This window comes from Amycolatopsis xylanica (assembly GCF_900107045.1).
Taxonomy (GTDB): Bacteria; Actinomycetota; Actinomycetes; order Mycobacteriales; family Pseudonocardiaceae; genus Amycolatopsis; species Amycolatopsis xylanica.
The window spans coordinates 553,340-579,484 of sequence record NZ_FNON01000005.1 but is presented as its reverse complement, the minus strand read 5'-3'; the positions used below and the strand labels follow the sequence as shown (position 1 = coordinate 579,484).

General features: G+C 70.7%; 20 protein-coding genes. 10 read left to right on the top strand and 10 right to left on the bottom strand.

What is annotated here, in order from left to right:
• Positions 1-8: 8 nt before the first annotated feature.
• The 3 genes from cbiM to BLV57_RS25495 are packed head-to-tail and all read left to right on the top strand — an operon-like array spanning position 9 to position 2,471.
• Entirely contained in the window at positions 9-941 is a 933-nt protein-coding gene (cbiM, locus tag BLV57_RS25505) for a cobalt transporter CbiM (RefSeq protein ID WP_091293241.1), read from the top strand.
• Positions 938-1,741 (top strand): cobalt ECF transporter T component CbiQ, encoded by an 804-nt coding sequence (gene cbiQ / locus BLV57_RS25500; RefSeq protein ID WP_091292783.1) that lies wholly within the window; start codon positions 938-940, stop codon positions 1,739-1,741. The genes cbiM and cbiQ overlap by 4 nt, the downstream gene beginning before the upstream one ends.
• Positions 1,734-2,471, top strand: a complete 738-nt coding sequence (locus BLV57_RS25495) for an energy-coupling factor ABC transporter ATP-binding protein (protein WP_091292781.1) — start codon at positions 1,734-1,736, stop codon at positions 2,469-2,471. Before cbiQ ends, BLV57_RS25495 begins: the two co-directional genes overlap by 8 nt.
• 59 nt (positions 2,472-2,530) lie before the next feature.
• Here the strand turns inward: BLV57_RS25495 and BLV57_RS25490 are convergent, their stop codons facing one another.
• Positions 2,531-3,331 (bottom strand): alpha/beta hydrolase, encoded by an 801-nt coding sequence (locus BLV57_RS25490; RefSeq protein ID WP_091292780.1) that lies wholly within the window; start codon positions 3,329-3,331, stop codon positions 2,531-2,533.
• 38 nt (positions 3,332-3,369) lie between these two features.
• Positions 3,370-3,834 carry a winged helix-turn-helix transcriptional regulator gene (locus BLV57_RS25485; protein ID WP_091292778.1) on the bottom strand — a complete coding sequence of 155 codons (465 nt, stop codon included), beginning with the start codon at positions 3,832-3,834 and terminating at the stop codon, positions 3,370-3,372.
• 93 nt (positions 3,835-3,927) lie between these two features.
• On the opposite strand from BLV57_RS25485, the gene BLV57_RS25480 reads away from it, so the two are divergent.
• Complete coding sequence (locus tag BLV57_RS25480) at positions 3,928-5,097, top strand: thiolase family protein (protein WP_091292777.1); 1,170 nt, start codon at positions 3,928-3,930, stop codon at positions 5,095-5,097.
• The gene (locus tag BLV57_RS25475; protein ID WP_091292775.1) at positions 5,094-6,125 is read left to right on the top strand and encodes a 4Fe-4S binding protein; all 1,032 of its coding nucleotides are present in this window, start codon (positions 5,094-5,096) and stop codon (positions 6,123-6,125) included. Before BLV57_RS25480 ends, BLV57_RS25475 begins: the two co-directional genes overlap by 4 nt.
• Before the next feature lie 54 nt (positions 6,126-6,179).
• On the opposite strand, the gene BLV57_RS25470 is transcribed toward BLV57_RS25475, so the two are convergent.
• A complete protein-coding gene (locus BLV57_RS25470; RefSeq protein WP_091292774.1) occupies positions 6,180-8,777 on the bottom strand; it encodes a CHAT domain-containing protein in 2,598 nt (865 codons plus the stop codon).
• A gap of 23 nt (positions 8,778-8,800) precedes the next feature.
• On the opposite strand from BLV57_RS25470, the gene BLV57_RS25465 reads away from it, so the two are divergent.
• Positions 8,801-10,063, top strand: coding sequence for a S8 family peptidase (locus BLV57_RS25465; RefSeq protein WP_091292772.1), 1,263 nt, complete (start codon positions 8,801-8,803; stop codon positions 10,061-10,063).
• Between the two features lie 109 nt (positions 10,064-10,172).
• Here BLV57_RS25465 and BLV57_RS25460 read toward each other — a convergent pair whose 3' ends face one another.
• On the bottom strand, positions 10,173-11,804 hold the full coding sequence (locus BLV57_RS25460) for a peptide-N4-asparagine amidase (RefSeq protein ID WP_425426039.1): 1,632 nt from the start codon (positions 11,802-11,804) through the stop codon (positions 10,173-10,175).
• A 123-nt stretch (positions 11,805-11,927) separates the two neighbouring features.
• Here BLV57_RS25460 and BLV57_RS25455 point away from each other — a divergent pair, with 123 nt between their 5' ends.
• Positions 11,928-15,020, top strand: a complete 3,093-nt coding sequence (locus BLV57_RS25455) for an ATP-binding protein (RefSeq protein ID WP_091292769.1) — start codon at positions 11,928-11,930, stop codon at positions 15,018-15,020.
• Between the two features lie 25 nt (positions 15,021-15,045).
• On the opposite strand, the gene BLV57_RS25450 is transcribed toward BLV57_RS25455, so the two are convergent.
• The 6 genes from BLV57_RS25450 to BLV57_RS25425 all read right to left on the bottom strand — a co-directional run bounded on the left by BLV57_RS25450 (position 15,046) and on the right by BLV57_RS25425 (position 22,739).
• The gene (locus BLV57_RS25450; protein WP_091292767.1) at positions 15,046-15,891 is read right to left on the bottom strand and encodes an ABC transporter permease; all 846 of its coding nucleotides are present in this window, start codon (positions 15,889-15,891) and stop codon (positions 15,046-15,048) included.
• Entirely contained in the window at positions 15,888-16,844 is a 957-nt protein-coding gene (locus BLV57_RS25445; RefSeq protein ID WP_091292765.1) for an ATP-binding cassette domain-containing protein, read from the bottom strand. The genes BLV57_RS25450 and BLV57_RS25445 overlap by 4 nt, the downstream gene beginning before the upstream one ends.
• Positions 16,845-16,855: 11 nt before the next feature.
• Positions 16,856-17,389: an NADPH-dependent FMN reductase gene (locus BLV57_RS25440; protein ID WP_218134888.1), complete on the bottom strand. Its 534-nt coding sequence runs from the start codon at positions 17,387-17,389 to the stop codon at positions 16,856-16,858.
• A 180-nt stretch (positions 17,390-17,569) separates the two neighbouring features.
• Positions 17,570-18,466, bottom strand: coding sequence for an ROK family protein (locus BLV57_RS25435; RefSeq protein ID WP_091292762.1), 897 nt, complete (start codon positions 18,464-18,466; stop codon positions 17,570-17,572).
• Complete coding sequence (locus BLV57_RS25430) at positions 18,463-21,309, bottom strand: glycosyl hydrolase 2 galactose-binding domain-containing protein (protein WP_091292760.1); 2,847 nt, start codon at positions 21,307-21,309, stop codon at positions 18,463-18,465. The genes BLV57_RS25435 and BLV57_RS25430 overlap by 4 nt, the downstream gene beginning before the upstream one ends.
• Complete coding sequence (locus BLV57_RS25425; protein WP_091292759.1) at positions 21,306-22,739, bottom strand: APC family permease; 1,434 nt, start codon at positions 22,737-22,739, stop codon at positions 21,306-21,308. The genes BLV57_RS25430 and BLV57_RS25425 overlap by 4 nt, the downstream gene beginning before the upstream one ends.
• Positions 22,740-22,847: 108 nt before the next feature.
• Here BLV57_RS25425 and BLV57_RS25420 point away from each other — a divergent pair, with 108 nt between their 5' ends.
• The 3 genes from BLV57_RS25420 (at position 22,848) to BLV57_RS25415 (ending at position 26,145) form a co-directional block, all read left to right on the top strand.
• The gene (locus BLV57_RS25420) at positions 22,848-24,047 is read left to right on the top strand and encodes an ROK family transcriptional regulator (RefSeq protein WP_091292757.1); all 1,200 of its coding nucleotides are present in this window, start codon (positions 22,848-22,850) and stop codon (positions 24,045-24,047) included.
• Between the two features lie 112 nt (positions 24,048-24,159).
• Positions 24,160-24,330 carry a hypothetical protein gene (locus BLV57_RS43415; RefSeq protein WP_176968802.1) on the top strand — a complete coding sequence of 57 codons (171 nt, stop codon included), beginning with the start codon at positions 24,160-24,162 and terminating at the stop codon, positions 24,328-24,330.
• A gap of 12 nt (positions 24,331-24,342) precedes the next feature.
• Positions 24,343-26,145 carry an HEXXH motif domain-containing protein gene (locus tag BLV57_RS25415; RefSeq protein ID WP_091292755.1) on the top strand — a complete coding sequence of 601 codons (1,803 nt, stop codon included), beginning with the start codon at positions 24,343-24,345 and terminating at the stop codon, positions 26,143-26,145.

Genomic DNA, 26,145 nt, shown 5'->3' with positions numbered 1-26,145 from the left:
TGAGTGACGTGCATATCCCTGACGGCTATCTGAGCCCCGCGACCTGCGCGGCGGGCTACGCGGTCGCGGTGCCCGCGCTGGCGGTGGCCGTGCGCAAGGTGAAGACCGTGGTCAAGACCCGGCAGGTGCCGACGCTGGCGATGTTCTCCGCGGTCAGCTTCCTGGTGATGATGTTCAACATCCCGATCCCCGACGGGACCACCGCGCACGCGGTCGGTGCCGGGGTGATCGCGATCGTGCTCGGGCCATGGGCGGCGATGATCGCGGTGGCGGTCGCGCTGCTGTTCCAGGCCTTGCTGTTCGGTGACGGCGGGGTGCTCGCGTATGGCGCGAATGTGGCGAACATGGCCGTGGCCATGCCTTTCGTGGCGTACGGGCTGTACAAGCTGATCTCCGGGAAGTCCGAGCTGACCAGCCCGCGCCGCGTGCTCGCGGCGGCGGTCGGCGGGTATGTCGGCATCACCGTCGCCGCGGTGCTGACCGGGATCGAACTCGGGATCCAGCCGTCGCTGTTCCACGACGCGGCGGGCGCGCCGCTCTATTCGCCGTATCACCTGTCGCAGACGATCCCCGCGATGCTGCTGGCGCACCTGCTGGTCGCCGGGTTCGCGGAGGCCGCGCTGAGCGGCGGGGTCGTCGCGTACCTGCAACGGGCGAACCTGCCGTTGCTGCGGGCCAACGACTCGGAACTGAAGCGCCCCTCGCTGGGATGGGCCGCGATCGGGGTGCTGGTCGTGTTGACGCCGCTGGGCCTGCTGGCCTCCGGCGAGGCGTTCGGCGAGGACGCGCCGGAAAGCTCCCGGGTCTGGACGGCGATCCTGTTCGACGGCTACAGCTTCGGCGGGCCGCCGTGGCTGGCGTACGTGGTGTGCGCGGCGATCGGGGTGGCCGTGGTCGGGACGACCGTGTTCCTCATCGGCAAGGTCAGGACCAGGCGGTGACCGCACCCGCCTGGCTGCTCGAACGCGAGCCCGCGCTCTGCCCGTGCGGCTGCGTCGGCAAGCGCGCCAAGGGTTCCTTCGTCGAGAAGACGCTGAAGGGCGGCGCGAGCCTACTTCGGCAGATGCTGTTCTCGGAAGACTTGGCGCGGCATAACGGTTTCCTGCAACGCCTCGACCCCCGTCTGAAGATCGTGACCGTCTTCGGCCTTCTTATAGCGGTGGGTTTCACGCACACGCCATGGCTGCTCGGCGCGTTTTATCTCGCGACGCTCGGCCTCGGCGCGTTGTCCGGCTTGCCGGTGCTGGTGTCGCTGAAGCGGGTGTGGCTGTTCGTGCCGATCTTCACCGGGATCATGGTCCTGCCCGCGACGCTCAGCCTGGTCACGCCGGGCCGGATCGTACTGACGCTGTGGCACTGGAACGGACGGCCGCAGGGTTTCACGGCGCAGGGCCTGAACTCGGCGGCGCTCATCGTGCTGCGGGTAGCGGTCTCGGTGTCTTTGGTGGTCCTGCTCAGTTCCACGACCTCGTGGCCACGCCTGCTCGCGGGGTTGCGGGGCCTGGGCGTGCCGAGGATGTTCGTGCAGATCGTCGGGATGGCGTACCGGTACCTGTTCCATCTGCTCACGGTCGTGCTGGAGATGTACGAGGCCCGCAAGGCCCGGTCCGTGGGCAGGCAGCGGCACGACCGCGCGGCACGCCGGTTCGTCGCGGCGTCGGCGGGGGCGGTGCTCGGGAAGGCCCAGTACCTGGCCGAGGAGGTCCACCAGGCCATGGTTTCGCGGGGTTACCGTGGCTGAACCGTTGCTACGCTGCGAAAACCTGCGCTTCGCCTACCTCGGCCGGTTCACCGCGCTCGACGGTGTCTCCCTCGAAGTCCACGCGGGCGAGCGCCTGGCGCTGCTCGGCGCGAACGGCTGCGGCAAGTCGACCCTGCTCAAGATCCTCGACGGCCTGCTCTTCCCCGATTCGGGCCGCTACACGGCTTTCGGCCATGAGGTGACCGAAGACCTGCTGGAGGACGAGCAGTTCTCGGCCGCCTTCCGCGGCCGGGTGGGGTTCGTGTTCCAGAACTCCGACGCCCAGGTCTTCTCCCCCACCGTCACCGAGGAAGTCGCGTTCGGACCGGCCCAGCTCGGCCTTTCCCCGGCGGAGACCGAAGGCCGGGTCGCGGACGTCCTCGCGATGCTCGGGATCACCGGCCTCGCCGACCGGACGCCGTTCCAGCTTTCGGGCGGCCAGAAGAAGAAGGTCGCGATCGCGAGCGTGCTCGCGATGAACCCCGAGATCCTCCTGTTCGACGAGCCGACGGCCGCGCTCGACCCCCGCAGCCGCCGCTGGCTCATCGACCTGATCGAGCAGCTGGCGGCGGCGGGCAAGACGATCGTGCACGCCACGCACGACCTGGACGTCCTGCCCCGCATCGCGGACCGGTGCGTCGTCTTCGGCGAGGACCACCGCGTCGCGGGCACGGGCTCGCCGGACGACCTGGACCCCGCGCTGCTGGAGCAGGTGAACCTGGTCGGCTGAGCACCCCGGGATAAAGCGGGCTTTACTCCGCTGCGGGATAAAGCCCGCTTTATCCCGGTCTAGAGGGTGTCGGCGAGCCAGTCGTGGATCCGGGCCGCGACGACCTGCCAGGCCGCGTGGTGCAGCAGCACGTCGTCATGACCGGCGGACTCGAGCACGAAGTACTCCGACCCGAGCACGGTCGCCAGCTTCTCCTGCGAGGCGGGCGCGCACATCCGGTCCTTGCCGCCCGCGATCACCAGCGAGGGCACGTCGAACGCGTCGAGGTCGACCTCGAGTGAGCTTTCGGCCGCCTGCCTGACCGCGACCGGCGACTCCGCGGTCAGCAGCCGGGTATAACGGCGCGCCGACACCTCGTCCAGTGAGGTGAAGAACAGCTCGCGGGCGCGGGCCAGCGGCAGCGGCGGGAACAGCTGCTCCATGTCGACCGGGAACTCGCCCGCCTCCGAGGTCTCGCTTTCGCCGATGCCGGCGGGCAGCACGGGGGTCAGCAGTACGAGGCCCGCGACGGCGTTCTCGGCCGCGTAGGCCATGGACGCGGCGGCGCCCATGCTGTGGCCGACCAGCAGTGGCGGGCCGTCCGCCAGCGACGAGACGATGGCGATCTCGGTGGTGACGTCGCCGATGCCCCGCTTGAGAAAGGTCTCGGCGTCGGTCTTGCGGGAGCGGCCGTGGTTGAACCAGTCGAAGGCGAGGCACTCCCAGCCGCGGTCGGCGAAGAACGGCACCAGGTGGTCGAAGCTCCACGACGCGTGCTGGCCGCCGTGCACGAAGACGAGCGGCGGCCGTCCGGGAGTCTCCTCGTCCGGCCGCGCGTGGATCACCCACACGCCGTCTTGTTCGTATTCCTCGACCGCCATCTGCCATCCCCTCGGTACGCGCTTGGTGCGCTCCAAGCCTAGGGGTCGGATGCTACGTTCGGGTGGATTGTCGCGAGCGAGCTGCGGACCAGGCTCATGTCGGCCGATTCGATCGGCGCGTCGCAGTGCGCGCAGACGGTCTTGGGTTCGAGGATCTCGCCGCAGGCGTGCCGCCAGACCGTGGGCGGCGGCCCCTCGGTGACATGCCGGTCACCCCAGTGCATCAGCTGCAGCAGCACCAGGTTGAGCGAGCGGCCCGCGTCGGTGAGCACGTACTCGAAGCGCGGCGGGTGCAGCTCGTACTGCTTCTTCTCCAGGAGCCCGGCGTCGACGAGCTTGCGCAGCCGGGTGGCGAGGATGTCGCGGCTGGCCCCGGTGTTCTGCGCGATCTGGTCGAACCGGCGGACGCCGAAGAAGACCTCGCGCAGCGCGAGCAGGCTCCAGCGCTCACCGATGACCTCGAGCGCGTTCGCGATCGAGCATTCCCTGGCTTGTTTCGCCATCCCCCGACTCTAACCTGAGTCAGTCTTGATTTCCAACCGAGGTGGTGCGACAGTGAGTTGGACTTTCCAACTCACTCGTATCAGGAGGCAGTCATGCGTGACGCGGTCATCGTGGACGCCGTCCGCACGCCGATGGGCAAGGGCAAGCCGGGCGGCGCACTCCACGACGTGCACCCGGTGAACCTCTTCGCCCACGTGCTCGACCGGCTCGTGCGGCGCACCGGCGTCGACCCGGCGCTGGTGGACGACGTCATCGGCGGCGCCGTCGACCAGGTCGGCGAGCAGGCGCAGAACACCACCCGCTGGGCCGTCCTGGCCGCGGGCTTCCCGGAGACGGTGCCCGCCACCACCATCGACCGGCAGTGCGGCAGCAGCCAGCAGGCCGTGCACTTCGCCGCGCAGGGCGTCATGTCCGGGGCGTACGACGTGGTCATCGCGGGCGGCGTCGAGTCGATGAGCCGGGTGCCGATGTGGTCGAACGTGCCGCCCGGCGCCGACCCGTTCGGGCCTGGTATCGCCGAGCGCTACCCGGAAGGCCTTGTCCCGCAAGGGATCAGCGCCGAGCTCATCGCCGCCAAGTGGTCACTGCGCCGCGAGGCGATGGACGAGTTCGCCGCCCAGTCGCACCACAAGGCCGCGCTGGCGCACGCCCAGGGCCGGTTCGCGAGCCAGGTCGTGCCGATCAACGGGGTGACCATGGACGAGTCCGTGCGGCCGTTCACCACAGTGGACGTCCTCAGTGGACTCAAGCCGGCGTTCCACGACCCGGCCATGGCCAGCCGGTTCCCGCAGATCGAGTGGTCGGTCACCGCGGGCAACAGCAGCCCGATCAACGACGGCGCGTCGGCCATGCTGATCACGTCCAGCGAGACGGCCGCGAAGCTGGGCCTGCGCCCGCGTGCGAGGCTGCACAGTTTCGCCGTCACCGGCTCGGACCCGCTGCTCATGCTGACCGGCGTCATCCCGGCGACCGAGCGCGTGCTGCGCAACGCGGGCCTCACGCTGGCGGACATCGACCTGTTCGAGGTCAACGAGGCGTTCGCGAGCGTGGTGCTGGCCTGGCTGCAGGAGACCGGCGCCGACCCGGCGAAGGTCAACGTCAACGGCGGCGCCATCGCGCTCGGCCACCCGCTCGGCGCGAGCGGGACCCGCCTGATGGGCACCCTGCTGGCCGCGATGCAGCAGCGCGGCGCGCGCTACGGCCTGCAGACCATGTGCGAAGGCGGCGGCCAGGCCAACGCGACCATCCTGGAACTGCTGTGACCCTGCCCAAGAAGCTCGCCGACCACCCGTCGGTTCGCGCGGTCCAGGCCAAACCGGCCGAGAAGCCGTCTCCGGTGATCGACGCGGCCTGGCTGCGTGAACTCTGCCTGGCGGCGGGCGCTGACGACGCGGCGGCCGTCCCGCTCGACCATCCGGACCTGGCGAGCGAGCGGCCGCACGTACTCGGCGCGCTGCCCGGCACGCGGTCGCTGATCTCGCTCGTGGTCCGGATGAACCGCGACAACGTCCGCACGCCCGCGCGCAGCGTCGCGAACCAGGAGTTCCACCGCAGCGGCGAGATCATCAACGAGGCCGCGCGCACGATCGTGCGCGCGCTGCAGGACGCGGGCTACCGCGCGCTGAACCCGTCGGCCACCTTCCCGATGGAGATGGACCGGTGGCCAGGGCGCATCTGGGTGGTCGCGCACAAACCGGTCGCGGTGGCGGCGGGCCTCGGCGCGATGGGCATCCACCGCAACGTGATCCACCCGAAGTTCGGCAACTTCATCCTGCTGGCGACGCTCCTGGTCGACGCGGAGGTCAGCTCCTACGGGGCCGAGCTGGACTACAACCCGTGCCTGGAATGCAAATTGTGCGTCGCCGCCTGCCCGATCGGCGCGATCTCGAAGGACGGCGCCTTCGACTTCGCCGCCTGCTCGACGCACAACTACCGCGAGTTCATGGGCGGCTTCACCGACTGGGCCCAAACGATCGCGGACAGCTCCGACGCGGCCGAGTTCCGTTCGCGGGTCACGGATTCGGAGAACGCCTCGATGTGGCAGAGCCTGTCGTTCAAGCCGAACTACAAGGCCGCGTACTGCATGGCGGTGTGCCCGGCGGGCGAGGACGTGCTGTCGCCGTATCTGGAGGACCGCAAGGAGTTCATGGCGACCGTGCTGAAACCCTTGCAGGACAAGGTGGAGACGCTCTACGTCACCCCCGGGTCGCCCGCGAAGGAGCACGCCGAACGCAGGTTCCCCCACAAGCCCGTGAAGGTGGTCGACTCCGGCATCAGGCGACCGGGATAAAGCGGGCTTTATCCCGGACGCTTTTCCCGGGATAAAGCCCGCTTTATCCCGGTCTCACCCAGCGCCCAACGCTATGAACGACAAGCCAGTCACCGTCACCAGCTGATCGTCGCGCAGCGCGTGCCGGGCCGCGTTCAGCGCGCCCGCGAGCGAGGCGCCCCGGCGCAGGTGGCGGTGCGTCTCGACCATCAGCGGGACGACGGCGGCGTCGTTGACCGGGACCACGCTCGCGATGATCCCGGCCGTGCCGAGCGGGACCAGGCTGCTGGTCAGCCCGAGCAGCTCGTCGGCGCCGGTGGTGGCGAGCCGCCCGGAATCGCAGCTGGAGAGCACGAGCCGGTGCGGCGCGCGGCGGAGGCGTTCGAAGTCGTGCACGGTCAGCGGGCCGTCGTCCATCCGCAGCGAGGAGAACATCGGGCTGTCCGCGCGGAACGTGCCGTGTGCCGCGATGTGCGCGAGCCAGGCGCCGTCGAGCGCGCCGAGCACCCGGCCGGCGGTGGCCGCGCCCTGCCCGAGTTCGACGACGTGGTCGTACTCCTTGGCGAGCGCGGGCACCTCGGCTCCCCCGGTCTCCAGGCCGGGGCCGCGCACCAGCACGACGTCACGGCGGCGCGGCGCGGCGGCGTTCCTGGCGCGCAGCCAGACGCTCGCGGACGGCGCGACGCTCAGCTCGCGGTGCCGCAGCGCGGGCAGCACCGCCCACGGGATCGCGTGCAGCGCGGCGGGCGGCACCACGATCACCGGGCCGTCGCCGAGGTGGCCTGCCGCGTCGCCGAGCAGCAGCCGTTCGAGGCGCTCGCCGGTGAACTCGACCATGCCGAGCGACGGATCCACGCGCCGCGTCGTGCGGTTGGCGCCCAGTGTTTTCAGGCCGAGGCGGGCGAAATCGGCCTCACGACCGGCTTCGGCGACCGGGCCCGCCGCGAACCGGCGCACCTCGCCCGCGCCGCAGACCAGCACGTGCAGCTCGCCGTCGACGTCGACGATCTCGAGCAGCCGCGCCGGGCCGAGCGCGTCGAGCAGCGCGTGCACGTCGAGGCGGTTCCCGTCGAACTCGCCGCCGCCCTGGGTCCGCAACACCCTCGCGCGGATCGAGTTCTCCAGCCGCCGCTGTTCCCGGCGGGAGGCGGCCGTGGCCAGGCTGCTGACCTCGCGCAACGCGGTCAGCTCGGACTGCAGCGCCGGATCGTCCGGCGGCGCGACCCTCGGCACCGCCAGCGCGGCCGCCCGCCAGCGCTCGCTCCACACGAGCAGGCTGCGCGGCGGATGCGCGCGCAGGACGTACCGCTGCGCCATCGCGGCGAGCTCGGCGCCGTGGGCGGTCGCGTGCGCGCGCAGTTCCGAGGCGCCGAGGGTGAGCCGGTAGCCGTCGACCAGGTCGAGCCCGGTCCGGCAGGCGCTGAGCATCCGGCGGGCGTCGCCCGCGGCCTCCGCGCGCAGTGCCTCGGCGAGCCAACCCTCCACACGCGACAGTGCCGGGCCGCTGCGGCGGGCCGGGGTGACGGCCGCGAAATGCCGCTCGGCCACCGCCCGCTTGTTCCTGGCCAGCGCAATCCGGCCTGCCAGCAGATGCGCGCGCAACGCCTGCTCGGATCCCAGGTCCGCCAACGCCTTCGCGGTCAGTTCGGCCTGGCGCAGCAGGCCGCCGCTCACCTCGCCGCTCTCGAACCGGGCCTGGAGCACCAGTAGCCGAGCGCCCGCCCGCCACCACGGCCGCTGCTGCGCGCCGAACATGCGATAGGCCGTGCGCGCCTGCTCGGCCGCGGCCTCGGGGTCACCGGCGGCGAGCGCGGCCGTCGCGGCGGCGAGCAGCAGTTCGGCCTTCTTGGTGGCCTGGCCGCGGATCTCGTCGATCACCTTGATCGCCGAGACGGCCTCGTCGAGCGCGTCACGCGGCAGCCCGGCGGCGAGCAGCACCGAGCAGCGGTCGAGGCTGAGATCGGGCACGGGCGTTTCGAGCCGCGCGTACTGCCTGGCTGCCTCGTCGAAGAAGGACAACGCGAGCGGCGGGTTGCCCGACCGGGACGCCACCAGCCCGCGATTGTGCTGGGCGAACGCCGATTCCAGCTCCTGGCCCGCCTCCGCGAGCAGCCGGGCGGCGGCGCCGATGTCGGCGTCCGCGCGCTCGGTGGCGCCGAGCGCGAGCTGCGCGAACGCCCGGGTGGTCAGCGCGCGGGCCGCCCAGATCGGGTCGCCGTCGAGCAGCGCGATAGCCGGGCGCAGGTCGTCCATCGCCTCGCGCGGGCGTCCCAGCAGGTGCAGCGCGACACCCCGGCGGACGAGCACCCGCCCGGCCAAACCGGGACCGGCGAGCCGGACGGCCTCGCCGAGCGCGTCGAGCCCCTGCTTGGTGCGCCCGGCGTAGACGAGCGTCGCGCCCAGGGTCGCGAGCACGTCGGCCTCGCGGTCGGGGTCGCCGCGCGCGAGCCGCAACGCGATGCGGAGCTGCCCGATCGACTCGGCGATGTCCCCGAAATCACGCAGGACGATGCCGATCACCTGGCGGCAGACGGAGGCGTCCGCCCGGCCCGGCGAGGCGGCGAGCAGCGCGCGGGCGCGGGTCAGCGCCTCGCGCGGGCGCGACGCGGCGAGGGTCAGCAGCTCGGCTGGTCCGTTCGGCGCAGGCCCGGCGGTTCCGCCTTCCCCCGTCACATCAAGGATGGTAAACCGGGCCGGTGTCTTCCGAGGAGAAACCGCGGCCGCGCCGCACCAGGCTCGAAGCACAGATCGAGCTGATACTGGCGAAACTCAGCGACCCCGAGCGCAATCGGCGGGTCGGCGCGGCGCCGTCGGACTGGCGGGAGAAGGACGAAATCGAGTACCTGTACCACGAAGAGCACTGCCTGGTGCGCGACGAGGATCTGGCCAGGCTGCAGGCGATCGTGGGCGGCGAACCCGTCGACCACATGATGAACGGCGTCACGCTGCTGTGGGTCGAGGGCTCGGATGTGCCCGAAATGATGCGGGAGGTCGACGCGCGGCTCGGCGTCGGCGTCGCGACACCGAATCACGTACTGTCGATCACTCCCGTGCATTGCTGTCCGGCCACGGAGCCGGAAGTCACCGCTGCATGTAAGCCCGATCCCGGTGTCTGCCCCGGCGACGCGGGTGACGGCATCGTCGTGTCCGTTGTGGACACCGGGCTGCTGGCTTCCGCGCCCGCCGAGCATGCTTGGCTTTCCGGTGTCACCGGTGACATCGAGAACCCGTTCGGTCCCGGCAACCTGATCCAGCCGTACGCGGGGCACGGCACGTTCATCGCGGGCGTGGTCCGCTGCATGGCGCCGCGTTCGACGGTGATCGTCGAAGCCGGGCTGCGCAACGCGGGCGCGCAGTTCGAGTCGGAGATCGTCAAGGGACTCGACGCCACCCTGAACGAGATGCCCGACGTCATCAGCCTGTCCGCGGGCGGCCGGACGCGCGACAACCTGCCGCTGCTCGGCTTCGAGGTCTTCTACCAGAACCGGCTGCGGCACTACAAAGGCGTCGTCCTCGTCGCGGCGGCGGGCAACGACGGCGACCGCGGCCCGTTCTGGCCCGCGGCCTTCCCGTGGGCGGTCTCGGTCGGCGCGCTCTCGGCCAACTGGCGCACCCGCGCGTCCTTCAGCGACTTCGGCGGCTGGGTCGACGTCTACGCGCCGGGCGAGCAGCTCGTCAACGCCTACGCCACCGGCACCTTCGTCTGCGAAGAACCCCCGCACGCCGGCGAACGCCGCGAGTTCACCGGCCTGGCCCGCTGGAGCGGCACCTCGTTCTCGACCCCACTGGTCGCCGGCCTGATCGCGGCCCGGATGTCCCGCACCGGTGAGAACGGCCGCCAGGCCGCCGACGCCCTCCTCGCCGCCGCCCGCGCGGCCGCGCTCCCCGGGGTCGGCCCGGTCCTCCTCCCCTGCGCCGACGGCGAACCCCCCGCCCACCCCCACCACTGCTGCCATTAGCCCCGGATGGAGCCGAACCCCGAAAGTGGCTTTCGTCAGGTGTTATCTGACAAAAGTGGCTTTCGGGGCATGGGATCTGACGAAAGCCACTTTCGGGGTATCACGAGCCTCAGAGGTGCCAGTTGGCTGTGATGAGGCCGTGGTTGGAGGCGAGGTAGTGGAACCAGGGGCGGCCCAGGTCGTCGGTGCCCGCGAAGCGGGTGCGCGAGTGCCCGTCCGACGCGGTCTGGACGCCGTTGGTGCGCGCCGACATGCCCCACGAGTTCAACCACTCGTCGGCGTGGCCGACCGTCCGCCAGTGCCGTCCGTCGCCTGCCTCGTCGGTCAGGCGCTGGGTCATGTCGACCGCGCCGGACAGCTCGAAGTTCTGGTCGTCGACGTACTTCGCGGCCGAGGTGTCCACGGTGATCGGGTACGACCAGGAGTGCCGGGAGGCCTGCGTTTTCCCGTTCACGGTGGCCGAGGACGTCTGCCGCCCGGAGTCCGTCTGGACCACGTGCTGGACGAGGCCGTTGCCGGTGACGTCGTCGCTGTTGCGGTAGGACCGGGTCCGCTCGACCCGCGTCCACACCCGGCCGGCCGAGGTGTCGACGTACCCCGCGGTCACGTCGCGCCGGTCCGCGGTCACGGTCGCGTTGACGCCGCCGGAGATGTCCCGCACGACCGTCTTCTGCGCCGCGACCGGCACGACCTCGGACGAGGTCAGCTCACCCTTGGTTTGCGTCAAACCCTTGTCGGTGTACAGGAACAGCGTCGGCACCACGTGCCAGTTCCCGCCGATGTTGGTGACCGAGAACGACAGGTCGTGCGTCTTGCCGTCGACGAGCCGTCCCACGAACGGCGTCACGTCGACGGTCTCTGGCCGCATGCTGAACGTGTCGATGGCGACCAGCGGCCGCCACAGCGTCGGCACGATCCCGCCCGAGTAGATGTGCGGGAACGTGTGCACCCCGGCCACCGGCGTCCCGTCCAGCGCCGCGGTCGCCTCGCGGAACGGGCCATGGCCGCACAGACCGGCCGACGGGTACTTCGCGGAGACTTCGTCGGGCACGTCGTCGAACCACTGCTCGTCGCAGGCGCCGCCTTCGAGGGTGACCTCCAGCGAAGCGCGGACGATGTTGCGCGGCAGGTCCTTCAGCGGGAAGTGCACGGTGCCCTGCGCGGGCGTGGCCTCCTGCGAGGCGAACCCGGCGACGTGGTCCGGCACCTCGGGCGCGGGGTGCTTCCGGTCGGCCTGGTAGTAGGTGAGCGTGACCGTCTGCAGGTAGTTACCGGTGTAGACGTCGGTCTGGTAGTTGATGATCCCGCCGCGGAACGGCTGCGGCGTGCGCAGCAGCGCGCTGTAGTTCGTGAGGTCCTTGTCGAACTTGTAGGTGATCGCGCGCCTGCCCTCGCCGCTGGGCTCCTCGGTGGTGCCCCAGTAGACCTCGGTGTCGCCGATCTTCAGGTCGCCGAACCGGTCGTACTGGCGGCCTTGGACGGTGATCGTCTGATCCAGCACGACTTTCGCCCACGGGCCGGGGCACGCGGGCGGCGGCGTCAGCGTGCCGGAGAACAGCTGGTTCGACCGGTCCGGCGCGTTGGATGGGAACCGATCGGCGAGGGTGACCTTGCAGCTCGGGGTGTCCGGCCGGGAGACCGCGGGTGCCGGTGTCACCGGATCGTCGGTGTCGCCTTCGATGAACCCCGCGAAGGCGGGCGTGACCGCCACGAACAACGCCAGCAAAGCCGTGAGCAACACCGACAGAACCCGCACGAAACGCCCCTTCGTCCTGGGTGATCACCGGTTTTCGAGCCTAGTGCGCGCGGCATGCGACGAACGTCGGTCGTCGGAACTGTCGGTGCGGTCTGGGAGTATTCGGACATGACCGGCGCACTGATCGGACGAGACCACCCCGCGGGCGTGCTCCGCGGGGAGATCGGCCGTGCCGCCGAAAGCCACGGCGGGCTCGTGCTGGTCACCGGCGAGGCGGGCATCGGCAAGACCACGCTCGTCACCGGCGCCGTCGAGGAGGCGCGCAGGCTGGGCGCGCTCGTGCTCGGCGGCACCTGCTGGGATTCCGGCAGCGCGCCGGGGTATTGGCCGTGGGTGCAGGTGATCCGCGCGCTGAAACGGGCCGCGACGCCGGAGGAATGGGCCGCGGTGGACACCGGTCCGCTGGCCGCGCTGCTCGGCGAGGGCGGCGAGGCGGTCGAAGGCTTCGAGCTGTACGACGCGGTGACCACGGCGCTCGTGTCGGTGTCGCAGAGCCGTCCGGTGGTGGTCGTGCTCGACGACCTGCACTGGGCCGACCAGGCCTCGCTCAAGCTCCTGGGGTTCGCCGCGCAGCACACCTGGTTCGAGCGGCTGCTGCTCATCGGCACGTACCGGGACGTCGAGGTCGAGGCGGTGGATCATCCGCTGCGCGAGCTGATGCTGCCGCTGGTGGCCAAGGCGACCACCGTGACGTTGACCGGCCTCGGTGCCGGCGAGGTCGCCGCGCTGATGGAGCGCACGGCGGGCGCGCAGCCGGACGGCGAGCTGGTCGCCGAGGTGCACGCGCGCACCGGCGGCAACCCGTTCTTCGTCGAGCAGACGGCCCGGCTGTGGCACAGCGGCGGGTCGGTCAGCGCGATCGCGCCCGGCGTGCGCGAAGCGTTGCGGCGCCGGCTTTCCCTGCTGCCGGAGCCGGTCGTGCGGCTGCTGGAGAGCGCGGCCGTGCTCGGGCGCGAATTCCACCGGCAGGTGCTGGCGGCCACCGTCGCCGAGCCGGTGCCGCAGGTCGACAGGCTGCTCGACCAGGCGGTCACCGCGCGGCTGGTGACCGTGCGCGGCGCCGGGCTGTTCAGCTTCGCGCACGACCTGGTCCGCGAGTCGCTCTACGGCGAACTGGGCGAAGACCAGCGGCGGCAGCGGCACGCGGCGGTCGTCCGCGCGCTCGATCGCTCCCCCGCGCTGGCCGAGCGGGTCTTCCCCGCGGACAGGGCCCGGCATGGCTTCCTCGCGGGCGCGGAGGTCGACACCACGAGCGCGGTCGATCTGCTCGTCGCGGCCGCCCGTGACTCGGCGGCCAGGCTCGCCACCGAGGAGACGATCGGGCATTTCCGCCGGGCGCTGGAGATCGTGGCCGATCCGGGGCGCCGCGCCAAGCTCGCGCTGGACCTCGGTGGTGAGCTGCTGCGCTCGGGTGAGCAGGTGGAGAGCTGGCAGCGGTTCGACGAGGCGCTCACGCTCGCCCGCGAGCTGGAGGACCCCGACCTGCTGGCGCGTGTCGGCCTCACGCTGACGAAATGGGCGAACCCCGGCGAACGTGAGCAGCTCAAGCTCGACGTGCTGGGTCACGCGCACCGGCTGCTGTGCGGTGGCGGCGAGGGACTGACCGTCGAGCAGATGACGCTGGAACTCACCGCGCGGGTCGCGATGCTCGCGCGGGACGACGCGGACGACAACAAGCTGGCCTTCAGCCTGTGGGCCAGGCACGACGCGATCTGGGCGCCCGGCAACGCGCCCGAGCGCGAGAAGCTCACCGACGAGCTGGTGGTCATCGGCCAGCGCACGGGCGACCTCGAGATGGAGCATTTCGCGGCCTCGCTGAAGTGGGTGGCGCTGCTGGAACAGGGGGATCCCCGGTTCCTCGACCAGTTCCACGTCTTCGTCAGGCTGACCGAGCGCCAGGCCACGCCCGCGTCGGAGTTCGCCGCCAAGGTCGACCAGAGCATCATCGCGACGCTGATGGGCCGCTTCGCCGAAGCCGCGACGCTGCTCGATCAGGTCGTGCGAGCCTACGGCCACCACCATGCCCTTTTCGGGGACATGGTGGCTCACCTCACCTGGACGTCGTTGCTGGCGCAGGGCCGGTTCGAGGAGCTGGCCGAGCTGCATCCCCGGCTGCGCGAGGAGGGATACGCGGCGTCCTGGCTGCTGGAGACCATCACGGCCGCCCAGCGCGGCGACGCCGTCGCGGTGCGGGAGCTGTACGCGCAAGCCGCCGCGAACGAGCCGTACCCACTCGATCTCGGGCAGCTGTGGCTGCGCTGCCAGGCACAGGCGGCGGCACTGTCCGGCGATCTCGCCTGGTGCGCGCGGCTACGCCCGAAGTTCGCCGAATTCAGCGGCGCGTGGCTGGTTTCCCTGTACGGCTGCGACATCAGCGGCCCGATGGACCTGTGGGCCGGCGTGCTCGACCTCGCGCTCGGGCGCTGGGACGACGCCGTCGGGTCGCTCACGGCCGCCTACCGCTCCGCGGACCGGATGCGGATCCGCACCTGGTCGGTCGAAGCACGGGCCTACCTGGGCGAGGCGCTACTCGGCCGGGGCGAGACGGAGGCCGCCACCGCGTTGTTCGACGAGGTCGCCCGCGAGGCGGAGTCGCTCGGCATGCGGCACATCCCGGTTCGCGTCGGGCGGTCACGCACCTTCGTTCCCCCGTCCGCCAACGAATTCCGCCGCGAAGAGGCGGTGTGGCGGCTGGGCTTCGAAGGGGTCACAGCGCATCTGCCGGACGCGAAAGGCTTGCGGGACCTGCATTTCCTGCTCAGCAGCCCAGGTTCGGAGATACCGGCCGTTCGCCTGCTCAACCCGGACGGTGGTGACGTCGTCGTCGCGGCCAAGCGGCTCGGCGGCGACGCGATGCTCGACGACGAGGCCAAAGCCCGGTACAAGCGCAGGCTCGACCAGCTCGACGCCGAGATCGACGAAGCCACCGAGCTGGGCGAAGACGAGCGAGCGTCCAAATTGGACACCGAGCGCGACGCGCTGCTCCACGAGCTGCGCGCGGCCGCCGGGCTCGGCGGCCGCACCCGGCGCCTCGGCGACGAGGCGGAGCGCGCCCGCAAGACCGTCACCGCCCGCATCCGCGACACCCTGCGCAAGATCGGCGAGGTCCACCCGCCGCTGGCCGCGCACCTGCGTGACTCCGTCACCACCGGCTCGACCTGCCGCTACGCCCCCGCCGCGCAGATCCCCTGGCGCCTATGACGGCGCCAGGGGATCCCGGACCAGCTCACTTGCGGTTGTAGAGGCGCATCGTCAGCGTGCCGAAGACCGCGATCAGCAGCGCGCCCGCGATCAGCACCCAGAGAATCTCGCCGCCGTCGGTCTTGCCGTCCATGAGCGAGCGGACCGCGTCGACGATGTGCGTGACCGGGTTGACGTTCACGAAGGCCTGCAGCCAGCCGGGCATGGTGGCCGGGCTGACGTAGACGTTGCTGAGGAACGTCAGCGGGAACAGCACCAGCATGCTCACGCCCATCACCGACTTCTCGGTGCGCAGCAGCAGCCCGAACATCGTCCAGATCCACGAGAACGCGAACGAGAACGCCAGCAGGAGCAGCACGCCCGCCGCCACCCCGGCCACGCCGCCCGCCGGCCGGTAGCCGAGCACCAGGCCGACGCCGAGGATCACCACGGACGCGATGAAGTAGCGCAGCAGGTCGCCGAGCAGATAGCCGACCATCGCGGACGGGCGCCAGATCGGCAGCGTGCGGAACCGGTCGAACACGCCCTTGGCGATGTCGGTGTTCACCGCGATGCCGGTGTACATGGTGATCATCAGGATGCTGCTCGACATGATCCCCGGCAGCAGGTACTGCAAGTACTGCTCGGTCGAGCCCGCCAGCGCGCCGCCGAAAAGGTAGGTGAACATCAGCGTCATCATCAGCGGGAACGCGGTGACGTCGAACAGCTGCTCCGGCACGTGCTTGATCTTCAGCACCGCGCGCCAGCCGAAGGTGGCCGAAGTGGACAGCGCGCCCGGACGCGGCGGCCGCTCCTTGGCGATCAGCAGGGCGGCCAGGTCTTCCGGCTTGGGTGCGGCGAGTGTCTCGTTTTCCTGGACTGCGGTGGTCATGCTGCTGCCTCCACGGGACGGTCGGTGAGGGCCAGGAAGACCTCGTCGAGGCTCGGCTGGCCGAGGGAGAAGGTGTCGACGGTGATGCCGGCGTTCGCCAGTTCGGCGAGCGCGCGTGAGGACTGCTCGGCCGAGTTCAGCCCGCTCGCGAGCCGCGCGGTGAGCGCCAGCGGGTCGGCGTCGAGGATGACCTGGGCGTCGAGTGTCTTGGCCAGCAACACTTCCGCGGCGGGCCGGTGCCCGGGATCGCGCAGTCGCAAGTGGACGGCGCCGACGCCGACCGAGGCCTTGAGCTCGCCCTTGGTGCCCTCGGCGATCACCTTGCCGCGATCGATGACCGCGATCCGCGAGGCGAGCTGGTCGGCCTCGTCGAGGTACTGCGTGGTGAGCAGGACGGTGGTGCCCTGCGCGACGACGGCGCGCACGATGTCCCACACCTGGTTGCGGCTGCGCGGATCGAGGCCGGTGGTCGGCTCGTCGAGGAACAGCAGGTCCGGTGTGTTGAGGATGCTCGCGGCGATGTCGATGCGCCGCCGCATGCCGCCCGAGTAGTTCTTGACCTGCCTGCCCGCGGCCTCGGTCAGCCCGAACGCGTCCAGCAGCTGCGCGGCCCGTTCCCGCGCGGCGGGCTTGCGGTGCCCGAGCAGCCTGGCGAGCAGCACCAGGTTCTCGGTGCCGGTCAGGTCCTCGTCGACCGAGGCGTACTGCCCGGTGAGGCTCACCCTGCCGCGCACGGCGTCGGCCTCGCGGACGACGTCCTTGCCGAACACCAGCGCCTGGCCGCCGTCCGGCCGGAGCAGCGTGGCGAGCATCTTGACCGCGGTCGTCTTGCCCGCGCCGTTGGGCCCGAGCACCCCGTAGACGGTGCCCGCGGGCACCGCGAGATCGACGCCGTCGACCGCCCGGTTGTCGCCGAAGACCTTGACCAGGCCCGACGTTTCGATGGCCAGCATGTGTTTTCCTTTCAAGAGACGTAGGGTCGTGCGATGCGGGCGTCACGCAGCGCGAGACCCCACCAGATGAGCTCGTCGAGCAGCGCGCGGGCCGCTTGGCCGTGCCGCTCGCCGAACTCCGTTTCGAGCAGGCTGAAGCCCACGCCGTCGCGCAGGGTGACCGTGTGCAGCTCGGTGAAGACCGACCTCAGCTGCTCCACCGCGTAGAGCCCCTCGGACCGGTAGCCGTACGACACGAACCCGACCGGCTTCGCCCGCCACTCGTCGTACGCGCAGTCGATCGCCTGCTTCAGCGACGCGGGGAAGCTCCGGTTGTACTCGGGCGTCACGACCACGAACGCGTCCGCCGCGCCGACCCGCTCCGCGAACCGGCTCATCTCCGCGGTCGCCTCGTGCGGGTACCGGCACGGCAGCTCGAATCCCGCCAGATCGACCACGTCGACCTCGAGCTCACCCCGCCGCCCGGCCACCCCGGCGAACCACCGCCCGATGTCCTCCCCCGCCCGGCCTTCCCGCGTGCTCCCGATGATCACCGCCACCCGCAGCTTCACCCTGGGCTCCTCTCGCTTCACCCTCCAGGCGCCAGATCGCCCGCCAGACGGGATCTAGCGGCCCGCGAGAAAGAAAGAAGCCCCGGTCCGCGGGAGGCGCGGGACCGGGGCCGGGGTGATGCGGATGGGAGCCTCCGGGGGCGGGGTGTCAGGGTGCCCCGCCCCCGGGGCGACTCAGGTGCCCTGTGCGAGGGCGATCGCGCCGCGCAGGGCGGCGTCTTGGTCGAACTTCGCCGAGACGAGCTCGGGCGGGAACGGCACCGCGCAGGCGAGACGTTCGCGCAGCGCGGGCAGGATGACGTCCGCCGAGCGGACCAGGCCGCCGCCGACGGCGATGCGCTGGGGATCGATCGCGATCGCCAGGTTCGCCACGTGCATCGACAGCTCGTCCAGCGCCGAGGTGACCAGTTCCTTGGCCTGCGCGTTGTCGCGCGCGAGGCGGAAGAGCTCACCGGCGGTGACCGGACGGCCGAGCATCTCGCTCGCCCGGCCGCCCAGCCCACGCCCACCGACGGCTTCCTCCAGCGGCGCCGCTCCGCTGGTGAAACCCTCGGTGTCCTGCGGTGCGAGAAGGTTGTAGCCGATCTCGCCCGCAGCGCCATTGGCCCCCGGCAGCACGCGGCCGCCCACCAGGACCGCCGCGGCGATCCCAGTCCCGAGGGACAGGAACATCGCCGGATCGGTGCCGGCCAACGCCCCCCATTTCCATTCCGCCAGCGCGGCCGCCTTGGCGTCCGTGCCGGTCGCGATCGGCACCCCGGGGAACTCCGCCGCGACCAGGTCGTGCAGGTGCAGCTTTTCCCAGCCGGGGACGTTCGGCGCCAGCAGGATGCGGTCCGGCAGCACGATCCCCGGGCTGACCACGCCGACGGCGACCGGGCTCGCGCCCGCGCCGTCTTCGGCCAGCAGTGCTCGCGCCGCGGCCAGCGCCCGGGTCACGACCTGGTCCGCACCGCACTCCGCGTCCGTGGAAATCCGGCTTGTGGCCAGCAGGTTCCCGGCGCGGTCGGACAGACCCAGTGCCACCTTGGTGCCGCCGAAGTCGATCCCGAGAATGAGCTCCTGTGTCACGCGCAGACCACCAGCCTGCCGGTGTTGAAGCCGGTCACGCTGACCACCGGAGTCGCCCCGTTCAGCTCGGACACGGGGTAGGTCGACGTCAGGGTCTGCGATTGCCCCGGCCACAACGTGGCGTTGTTGTCGTCCCACGATGCGCTGCGCACCTGGTTGTCGCCCGGCAGTTCCCGGCCGTCCGCGGTGCCCCGGCGGACATCGGCCCGCAGGAAGAACCCGACGGCGGGCTTGCCGGTGGTGTTGGTGATCGTCACGGTCGTCGTCGCCTGGCCGTGCGAGACGGTGGTGGACGCCTTCGCCGAGACCGTGGCCTTGGGCAGGTTCTGCAGATCCTGCAGGTTGGCGTACTGCGACAGCGTCGCCTGCGGCTGGCCGAGCGTCTTCTCCCAGTCGACCACGTCCTGCTGCGTCGACAGCCAGTAGACGTTGCGGTCCACCAGCTTGCCGTTCTTCTTCACCTGCAGCTCGACGAAGAACACCTGCGCCTTGGCGGGCGGGACGGTCGCGGCGGGCACCTTCGGCTTGATGACGTCGTTGCGCACGACCTGGCTGCCCAGCGACAGATCCGAGGCGGTCTGGTCGTCGAGCACCTTGCCGTTGACGTCATAAACCTTGGACTGCACCGAAATCCCGGATTCGGTCGCGCCACCCAGGTTGTCGAGCGTGACGCTGTTGGTGTCGTAGCCGTACAGCGCGTGCAGCGGCCGGTTGGCCTTCTTGGCGCCGTAGAACGCGCCCGCCTGGTCACCGTCGTTGTTGTACAGCGACCACAGCAGCGTCGGCCAGCCCTTGTTCAGCTGCCAGTAGACGATGCCGGTCGACGGGTTGTCCTTGTCCGTCGAGTGGTGCAGGAACGCCTCGAACTGCGAGCGCGTGTTCTCGTAGTTCGCGATCTGCGCCAGCTGCACGTAGGACTCGAGCGAGTTCCACTTGCCGTAGCGGTTGCTGATCGAGTTGTCCAATGTGTACAGCGTGCCGAACGCGTAGCCGCCGTGCCCGGTCTCGAAGTTCGCGTGGTACTGGTTGTAGTCCGGCTCTTTCCACAGCTTTTCCTGCTCCGCCGGGGAAAGGAAACGCTTGATCGAGTCGAGCGTCGGCACCGTGTGCCCCGCGCTGGCCTCGCTCGAGAAGCCCCACGAGCCGCCCGCGTTCGTCCGGCTGCTGTCCTCCGGGTCGAAGTGCGAGGTGTCGTACCAGTAGGACGGCGGGACCCAGTCGTACGGCCCTTCCTTCTCACCGGCCTGGCCCAGCGTCGGGGTGCTCTTGTACTCCGCCGAAGCGACGAGGGAGACGTTGAAGTCCGACTCCTTGAACGCCTTCAGCGTCTCGCTCTCCTGACGCGGGATCGGCTCGTTGTCGCTCCAGCCGTAGTTGAAGACGCTCGGGTGGTTCCGCTCGCGCTGGCCGATGCTGTACGCCGAGTCGTGCATGATCCGGTAGTCGCGCTCGTTCAGCTTCGACGCGTCCTCGGGCTGCCACGCGTCACAGCACAGGAATCCGCCGATGACCAGCAGACCGGCCCGGTCGGCCTGGTCGTAGAAGTCCTGCGGCATGTCGTGGCCTTCGAGCCGCAGCCCGTTGAGGCCCAGGCTCTTGATCAGCGAGAGCTGGTGCGCGACGTCGGCCTTGTCGTACTTCAGGAACAGGTCCGGCGCGTAGCCGCCGCCACGGAAGACGAACTCCTTGCCGTTGACGCCGAACTTCCGCGCGCCTTCCGGTGCGGGCGACGACTTGCCGACCAGCCGCGAGCTGATCGAGCGGATGCCGAAGCTGCTCTTCGACGACGTCGACAGCACGCCGCGCTGTGAGACCGCGGTGGTCAGCCCGTACAGCGGCTGGTCGCCCATCGAGTACGGCCACCACAGCTTCGGCCGCGAGATCCTCAGCGCGCTGAAGCGGTCCGGCCCGAACGTGACCGTCTGCTTCTTGCCGGCCGGGACGGTGACCTGCTGCCGCACGACGATCGGGAGACCGCCCGGCTGGGTGATCACCGCGGTGACGTCGCCGGTCTGCACGGCGGTCGTGTTGTTGGTGACGTCGACCTTCGCGGTCAGCGCCGACTTGCTGCCGTCGGCCGCGGTGTCCTGGTTGACGTGCGCGTTGTCCCCGCTGAGCGCGTTGGAGATCTGCAGCTCCGGCGGGTACTGGATGCCGGTGTTGTTGTCCGGCGGGATCTGGCCCCAGTCGACCTGGTCCAGGGTGTACATCTTCAGCGGGTCGTTCGGGTACACCTTGATCGCCAGCGTGTTCCGGCCCGGCCGGACGAGCGGCGTGATGTCGAAGGTGTGCCCGGCGAACGCGCCGGAGACGAGGTCCTTGGTCGCGATCTGCTTGCCGTTGACCCAGACGTCGCCCTCACCGACGACGCCGGGGATGGTCAGCTTCGCGAACTGGCCCGGCTTGAAGTCGGGGGTGAAGTCCGTGCGGTACCACCACGGGTCCGAGAACGGCTTGGTGACGACCGGGCCCAGCTTGTCGACGTACCCGAAACACTTGCGCATGTTGTCGGAGTAGTAGACGTCCGGGCATTTCCCGTTCTGCACCAGCGCGGTCAGCTCGGTGCCGGGCGCGCCGGCGTCGTCGACCTTGACCGGCAGCCAGCCCTTGGTCGGGTACCCGGGCGCCGAGACCTTCTCGCCGCCGTCGGGCACGGACGCGGTGGTGAGCACGTCCCAGCCCTGGGTCCCGATCTTGGACGAACCTTGGCTTCCCTGCGCGGCGGCGAGCTGGATGGCCTCGTCGTCGGTCTGCGCGGCGGCAGGCTGCACCACCGTGAAAAGCCCCGGCAAGAGGATCAGCGCGGCTCCGGCCGCCAGGCGGGCCATGGACGGTCTCGTCATGCTGCGGCCCCTTCGTTTTCCGTGGTCACGAACGCCTCGCGGATCTCCTTGGGACCGAACGGCCAGACCTTCTCCGTCGCGGCGTAGCCGAGGAAGGCCACGATCCCGAGCGCGATCCAGCCCACCGAGAGCCAGATCGACAGCGTGGTGGCCGAGTAGTAGATGTAGACCCAGCCCGCGAGCGCGATGATGGTCGGGACCGGGTAGAGGAACTGGCGGTACGGCCGCTTCAGGTTCGGCTGGCGCCGCCGCAGCACGATGATGGCGGCGACCTGCGCGACCGACTGGATGATCACCAGCACGGCCAGCGCCGCGTTGATCACGTCGGTCAGCGTGAACAGCGAGCCGATCGCGGTGATCAGGCCCATGGTGATGACGCCGAGCGTCGGCAGCTTCAGCTTCGGGTGCAGCTTGGCGAAGACGGGCAGGAACACCTTGTCGCGCGCGGCTTCGTAGGGCACCCGCGAGCCGCCGAGCAGACCGGCGAAGACCGAGCCGACGGCCGCGATCACGATGCCGACGGTGATCACCTTGGACACCCCGGAGCCCCACGCGTTCTCCATCACGGTCGACGCGACGGACGAGGCGGTCTTGAGCTCCTCCAGCGGGATCGAGCCGAGCACGCCGACCTGCAGCAGGAAGTACAGGCTCATGATGCCGAGGATCGACAGGATGATCGACTTCGGCAGCGTCTTGCCTGGCTCCTTGACCTCGGCGCCGAGGTAGGCCGAGGTGTTGTAGCCGAGGTAGTCGTAGATGGCGATGATCAGGCCTGCGCCGAGACCGGTCCAGAACGCGCCGCCGCCCGCGAACGCGCCGGGAGTGAAGGCGAAGGCCTGCGTGGCGTTGAAGTTCGAGAACGCCGCGACGATGACCGCCAGCGTGGCGAACAGCATGATCGTGAACAGGACCGTGGTCAGCTTGGTGATCTCACCGATCTTGCGGAACAGCGCCAGCACGATCAGCAGGATGACGCCGATGCCGACGGCCTTGCCCAGCCCCGTGGTCTGGCCGTTCTCGGCCAGTCCCGGCACCAGGTAGCCGAGGTACTGGACGAGACCGATGATGCCGGTCGACATGATCAGCGGGATGAAGAGCACCGCGCTCCACGCGAACAGGAACGGCATCAGCCGCCCGGTGCGGTACTGGAACGCCTCGCGCAGGTAGAGGTACGTGCCACCGGCCCCCGGCATGGCCGCGCCGAGCTCGGCCCAGATCAGGCCGTCGGCTAGCGCGATGATCGCACCGATGATCCACCCGAACATCGCCTGCGGCCCGCCCATGGTGGCGACCATGGCCGGGATGGTGACGAAGGGGCCGATCCCGCACATCTGGGTCATGTTGATCGCGGTGGCCTGCAGCGGACCGATCTTCCGTTCCAACCCCGAAGCCGCAGCTCCGGTGTCGCCCGATCGGGTGGGTGAACTCACGAGGTGCCTCCATCCAATAGTTAGTAAAGTTTCTTAACATATTTCTAGCGGCACTGGAAGGGTTACCGCGTAAAGTTGCGGCAACACCGGGCGGAAAAAGGACATTCGATGACATCCAGCAGGACACCGCAGGTGGGCACGCCCGCGAGCATGCGTGAGCTCAATCAGCGGGTCGTGCTCGAGCGGTTACGCGTCGGAGGCGAGGCCACCCGCCCGCAGATCTCGACCGACACCGGGCTGTCCAAGCCCACGGTCGGCCAGGCGCTGCTCGACCTCGAGCAGCGTGGCCTGGTCCGCACCGCGGGCCGCACCTTCTCCGGCCCCGGCCGCTCGGCCGTGGTGTACGAGGTCAACCCGGCGGCCGGGCACGTGCTCGGCATCGACATCGGCCGCCAGGCGATCCGGTTCGCCGTCGCCGACCTCAACGGCACGATCGTCGCCAGGCTCGACGAGCCCAACCGCGCCCGCTCGGCGAACGCGCTGATCAAGAAGGTCCGCCAGAGCGCCGACAAGGCGATCGACCAGGCCGGGCTGCTGCACGCGGACATCGTCGCGACCGTGGTCGGCAGCCCCGGTGTGCCCGACCCGCGCTCGGCGACCCTGCACCGCACCCCCAACCTGCCGGGCTGGGAGCGCAAGGGCCTGCTCAACGAGCTCGAGGTCGCGCTCGGCCCCAACCTGGTGGTCGAGAACGACGCCAACCTCTCCGCCGTCGGCGAGCACTCGGCGGGCGCCGCGCGCGGGCGCGACGTGTTCGTCTGCATCACGGTCGGCACCGGTGTCGGCATGGGCATCCTGGTCGACGGCAAGCTCTTCCGCGGCGCGAAGGGCGCGGCGGGCGAGATCGCGTACCTGCCCTACGGCTGGCCGGACAACCGCACGGTCTCCGAGCACGACGGCGTCCGCCAGGGCCTGCTGGAGTCCGCGGCCGCCGCGCGCCCGTTCGTCGAAGACGCGGTCGCCAAGGGCCTGCCGGTCACCACGGCCAAGGAGGTCTTCGAACTCGCCCGCGACGGCGACCCCGGCGCCATCGCCGCCGTCCGCGACGAGGCGCACCGGCTGGCCTTCGTCGTCTGCTCGGTCGCCGCCGTGCTCGACCCCGAGGTCGTGGTCCTCACCGGTGGCATGGGCGGCAACGCCGATCTGCTCGCCGAGCCGATGCGCGAGGCGCTCACCCACATCACCCCGCTCAATCCGGAGATCATCGCGGGCGAGCTCGGTCCCGACGCGGTGCTCACCGGCGCGATCGCCACCGCGCTCGACACCGCCCGCGATGTGGTCTTCGACCGGCGCGGCCAGGCGGGATAACGATCCGCCGAGCGGCCGGTCACAAAACCGGTCTTCCTGTTGCATGATGGGGTGTTCGCACAAGTGCGCCCCGTTACTTGTGCCCCGGGAAGTTTTCGAGGGAGGAGCGCTCATGCGGCACGCCGAGCTGAAAACGGACGTGGTGGATCTGAGCGGGCTTTCGCTGAAGGAGCTGCGGACCAGCGCGGATCCGGTGCTGCTCGCCTCGGTCGCGCTGCTGGCCGACCGGACAGAGCACAGCCGCCCGGTGGTGCTGCAGAACCAGGCCACCAAGGAGAACTGACCACGGCGCGCGATGCTGCGCAACCATCGTGTGTCGCTGGTCAGCTTCGACGCGCTGGCCGCGGGCGAGGGCAACGCCGCGATCGCCGGGCGGTTGAAGCAAACGCATCGCAGCCGTCAGCTCGCGCTGGTGCGCGCGGTGTTGGACCGTGCGTCGGCACGTGCGCCGGGACTCGGCCCGCTGCCGACGCTGGAAGCCGCGTGGTGGCTGCTTTCCGAAGCGCAGCAAGCCGATCCCGGCGCGGCCGAGGCCGTCATCACCAACCCGCAGCTCGGCCTGTGGGCGGCGAAAGCGTTGCGGCGGCTGGGAAACACGGCCACCAGCGACACCCCGCTGTGGGCGGACCTCGGTTACCTGCACCTCACCGCGACGGCCGCCGCCATCCGCGCCGGGCTCGATTTCCGGGCCAGGGTCCCGGTTTCGCACGGCGTGGTCGTGCTGCCGACACTCGGCATGGCCGAGCTTTCCGGGGCACGGCCATGGGACATCGCGGAGGTGCACAGCGAGCGCGGGCGCGTGCTCGTGCGCGGCGCGGCGGGCAGCGTCCGCCTGCCGCCGGACCCGGCGGGCGACGGCCTCGGCTGGCACGCGCTGCGGCTGCTGCGGGTCGGCGATGACGCCAACCCGCTCGAAGTCTGGCTCGACGACCTCGATCCGTACCGCGGTTTCGACGAACCCCTGGAACCACAACGGGTTTCCGCCGAGGAAAGCAGCGCGTGGCAGTCCGGTCTCGCGGCGGCCTGGCGGCTGCTCACCGAGCACCACCCCACGCTGGCTGGCGAGATCTCGGCGGGCCTCACCACGCTCGTCCCCCGCCCGGCGACCGGCAGGCTCGACTCGTTCAGCGCCTCGCACGGCGACACCTTCGGCTGCATCGTGCTTTCCCTGCCCCCGGACGCGACCGGCTTCGCGGCGACGCTGATCCACGAGTTCCAGCACAGCAAACTGGGGATCCTGCTCGAACTGCTCGACCTCGTCGGCGCCGACACCGGCGGCGACCGGTTCTACGCGCCATGGCGTGACGACCCGAGACCGCTGATCGGGCTCCTGCACGGGGTCTTCTCGTACCTCGGCGTCACCGCGTTCTACCGCACCCACCGCACGGTGGCCACCGGCGCGGACGCGCGGCTCAGCCATTTCGAGTTCGCCTACCGCCGGGAGCAGGCGAGCGAGGCGACCGCCGCGCTGAGCGGCCTGCCCGAACTGACCCCGCTCGGCCGCCGGTTCGTCACCACCGCGGCGGGCAGGCTCGCGCAGTGGCAAGGCGAACCGGTGCCCGAGGACCTGCTGGCCGCCGCCAGGCGCGCCAACCTCGATCACCGGCTCACCTGGCGGCTGCGGCACCTGCTCGCGGACCCCGCGACCGTCGGCGAGCTGGCCCGCGCGTGGCTGGGCAACCGCCGCAGGCCGCATCTGCGTCTCCCGGAGCCGGCCTTGCGCGCCGGCCCCGGACCCGGGCAGGGGCCCGGGCAGGGGCCCGCGATCCGGGCCGAGCTGACGCGCGTGCGGCTCGGCGACCCCGAGCTGTTCGCGGTCTACCGCGACTCCCCCGAGCTCGCGAACTCCGAGCTGCCCGGCACCACCCCGGCCGACCTCGCGCTCGTCGGCGACGCGCACACCACCGCCGCCCGCGAATTCCGGGCCAGAGTCACCGCGGACCCCGCCGAACCCGGGCTGTGGGCCGGGCTGGCGCTCGCCACCGCGAACCCCGCGCTGCTGTCGGCGCCGGAACTGGTCCGCGCGGTGCACCGCGCGATCACGGACCTGTCCGGCGAGGCGCCCGATCCCCTGCGCCTCGCCACTTGGTTGTCGTGA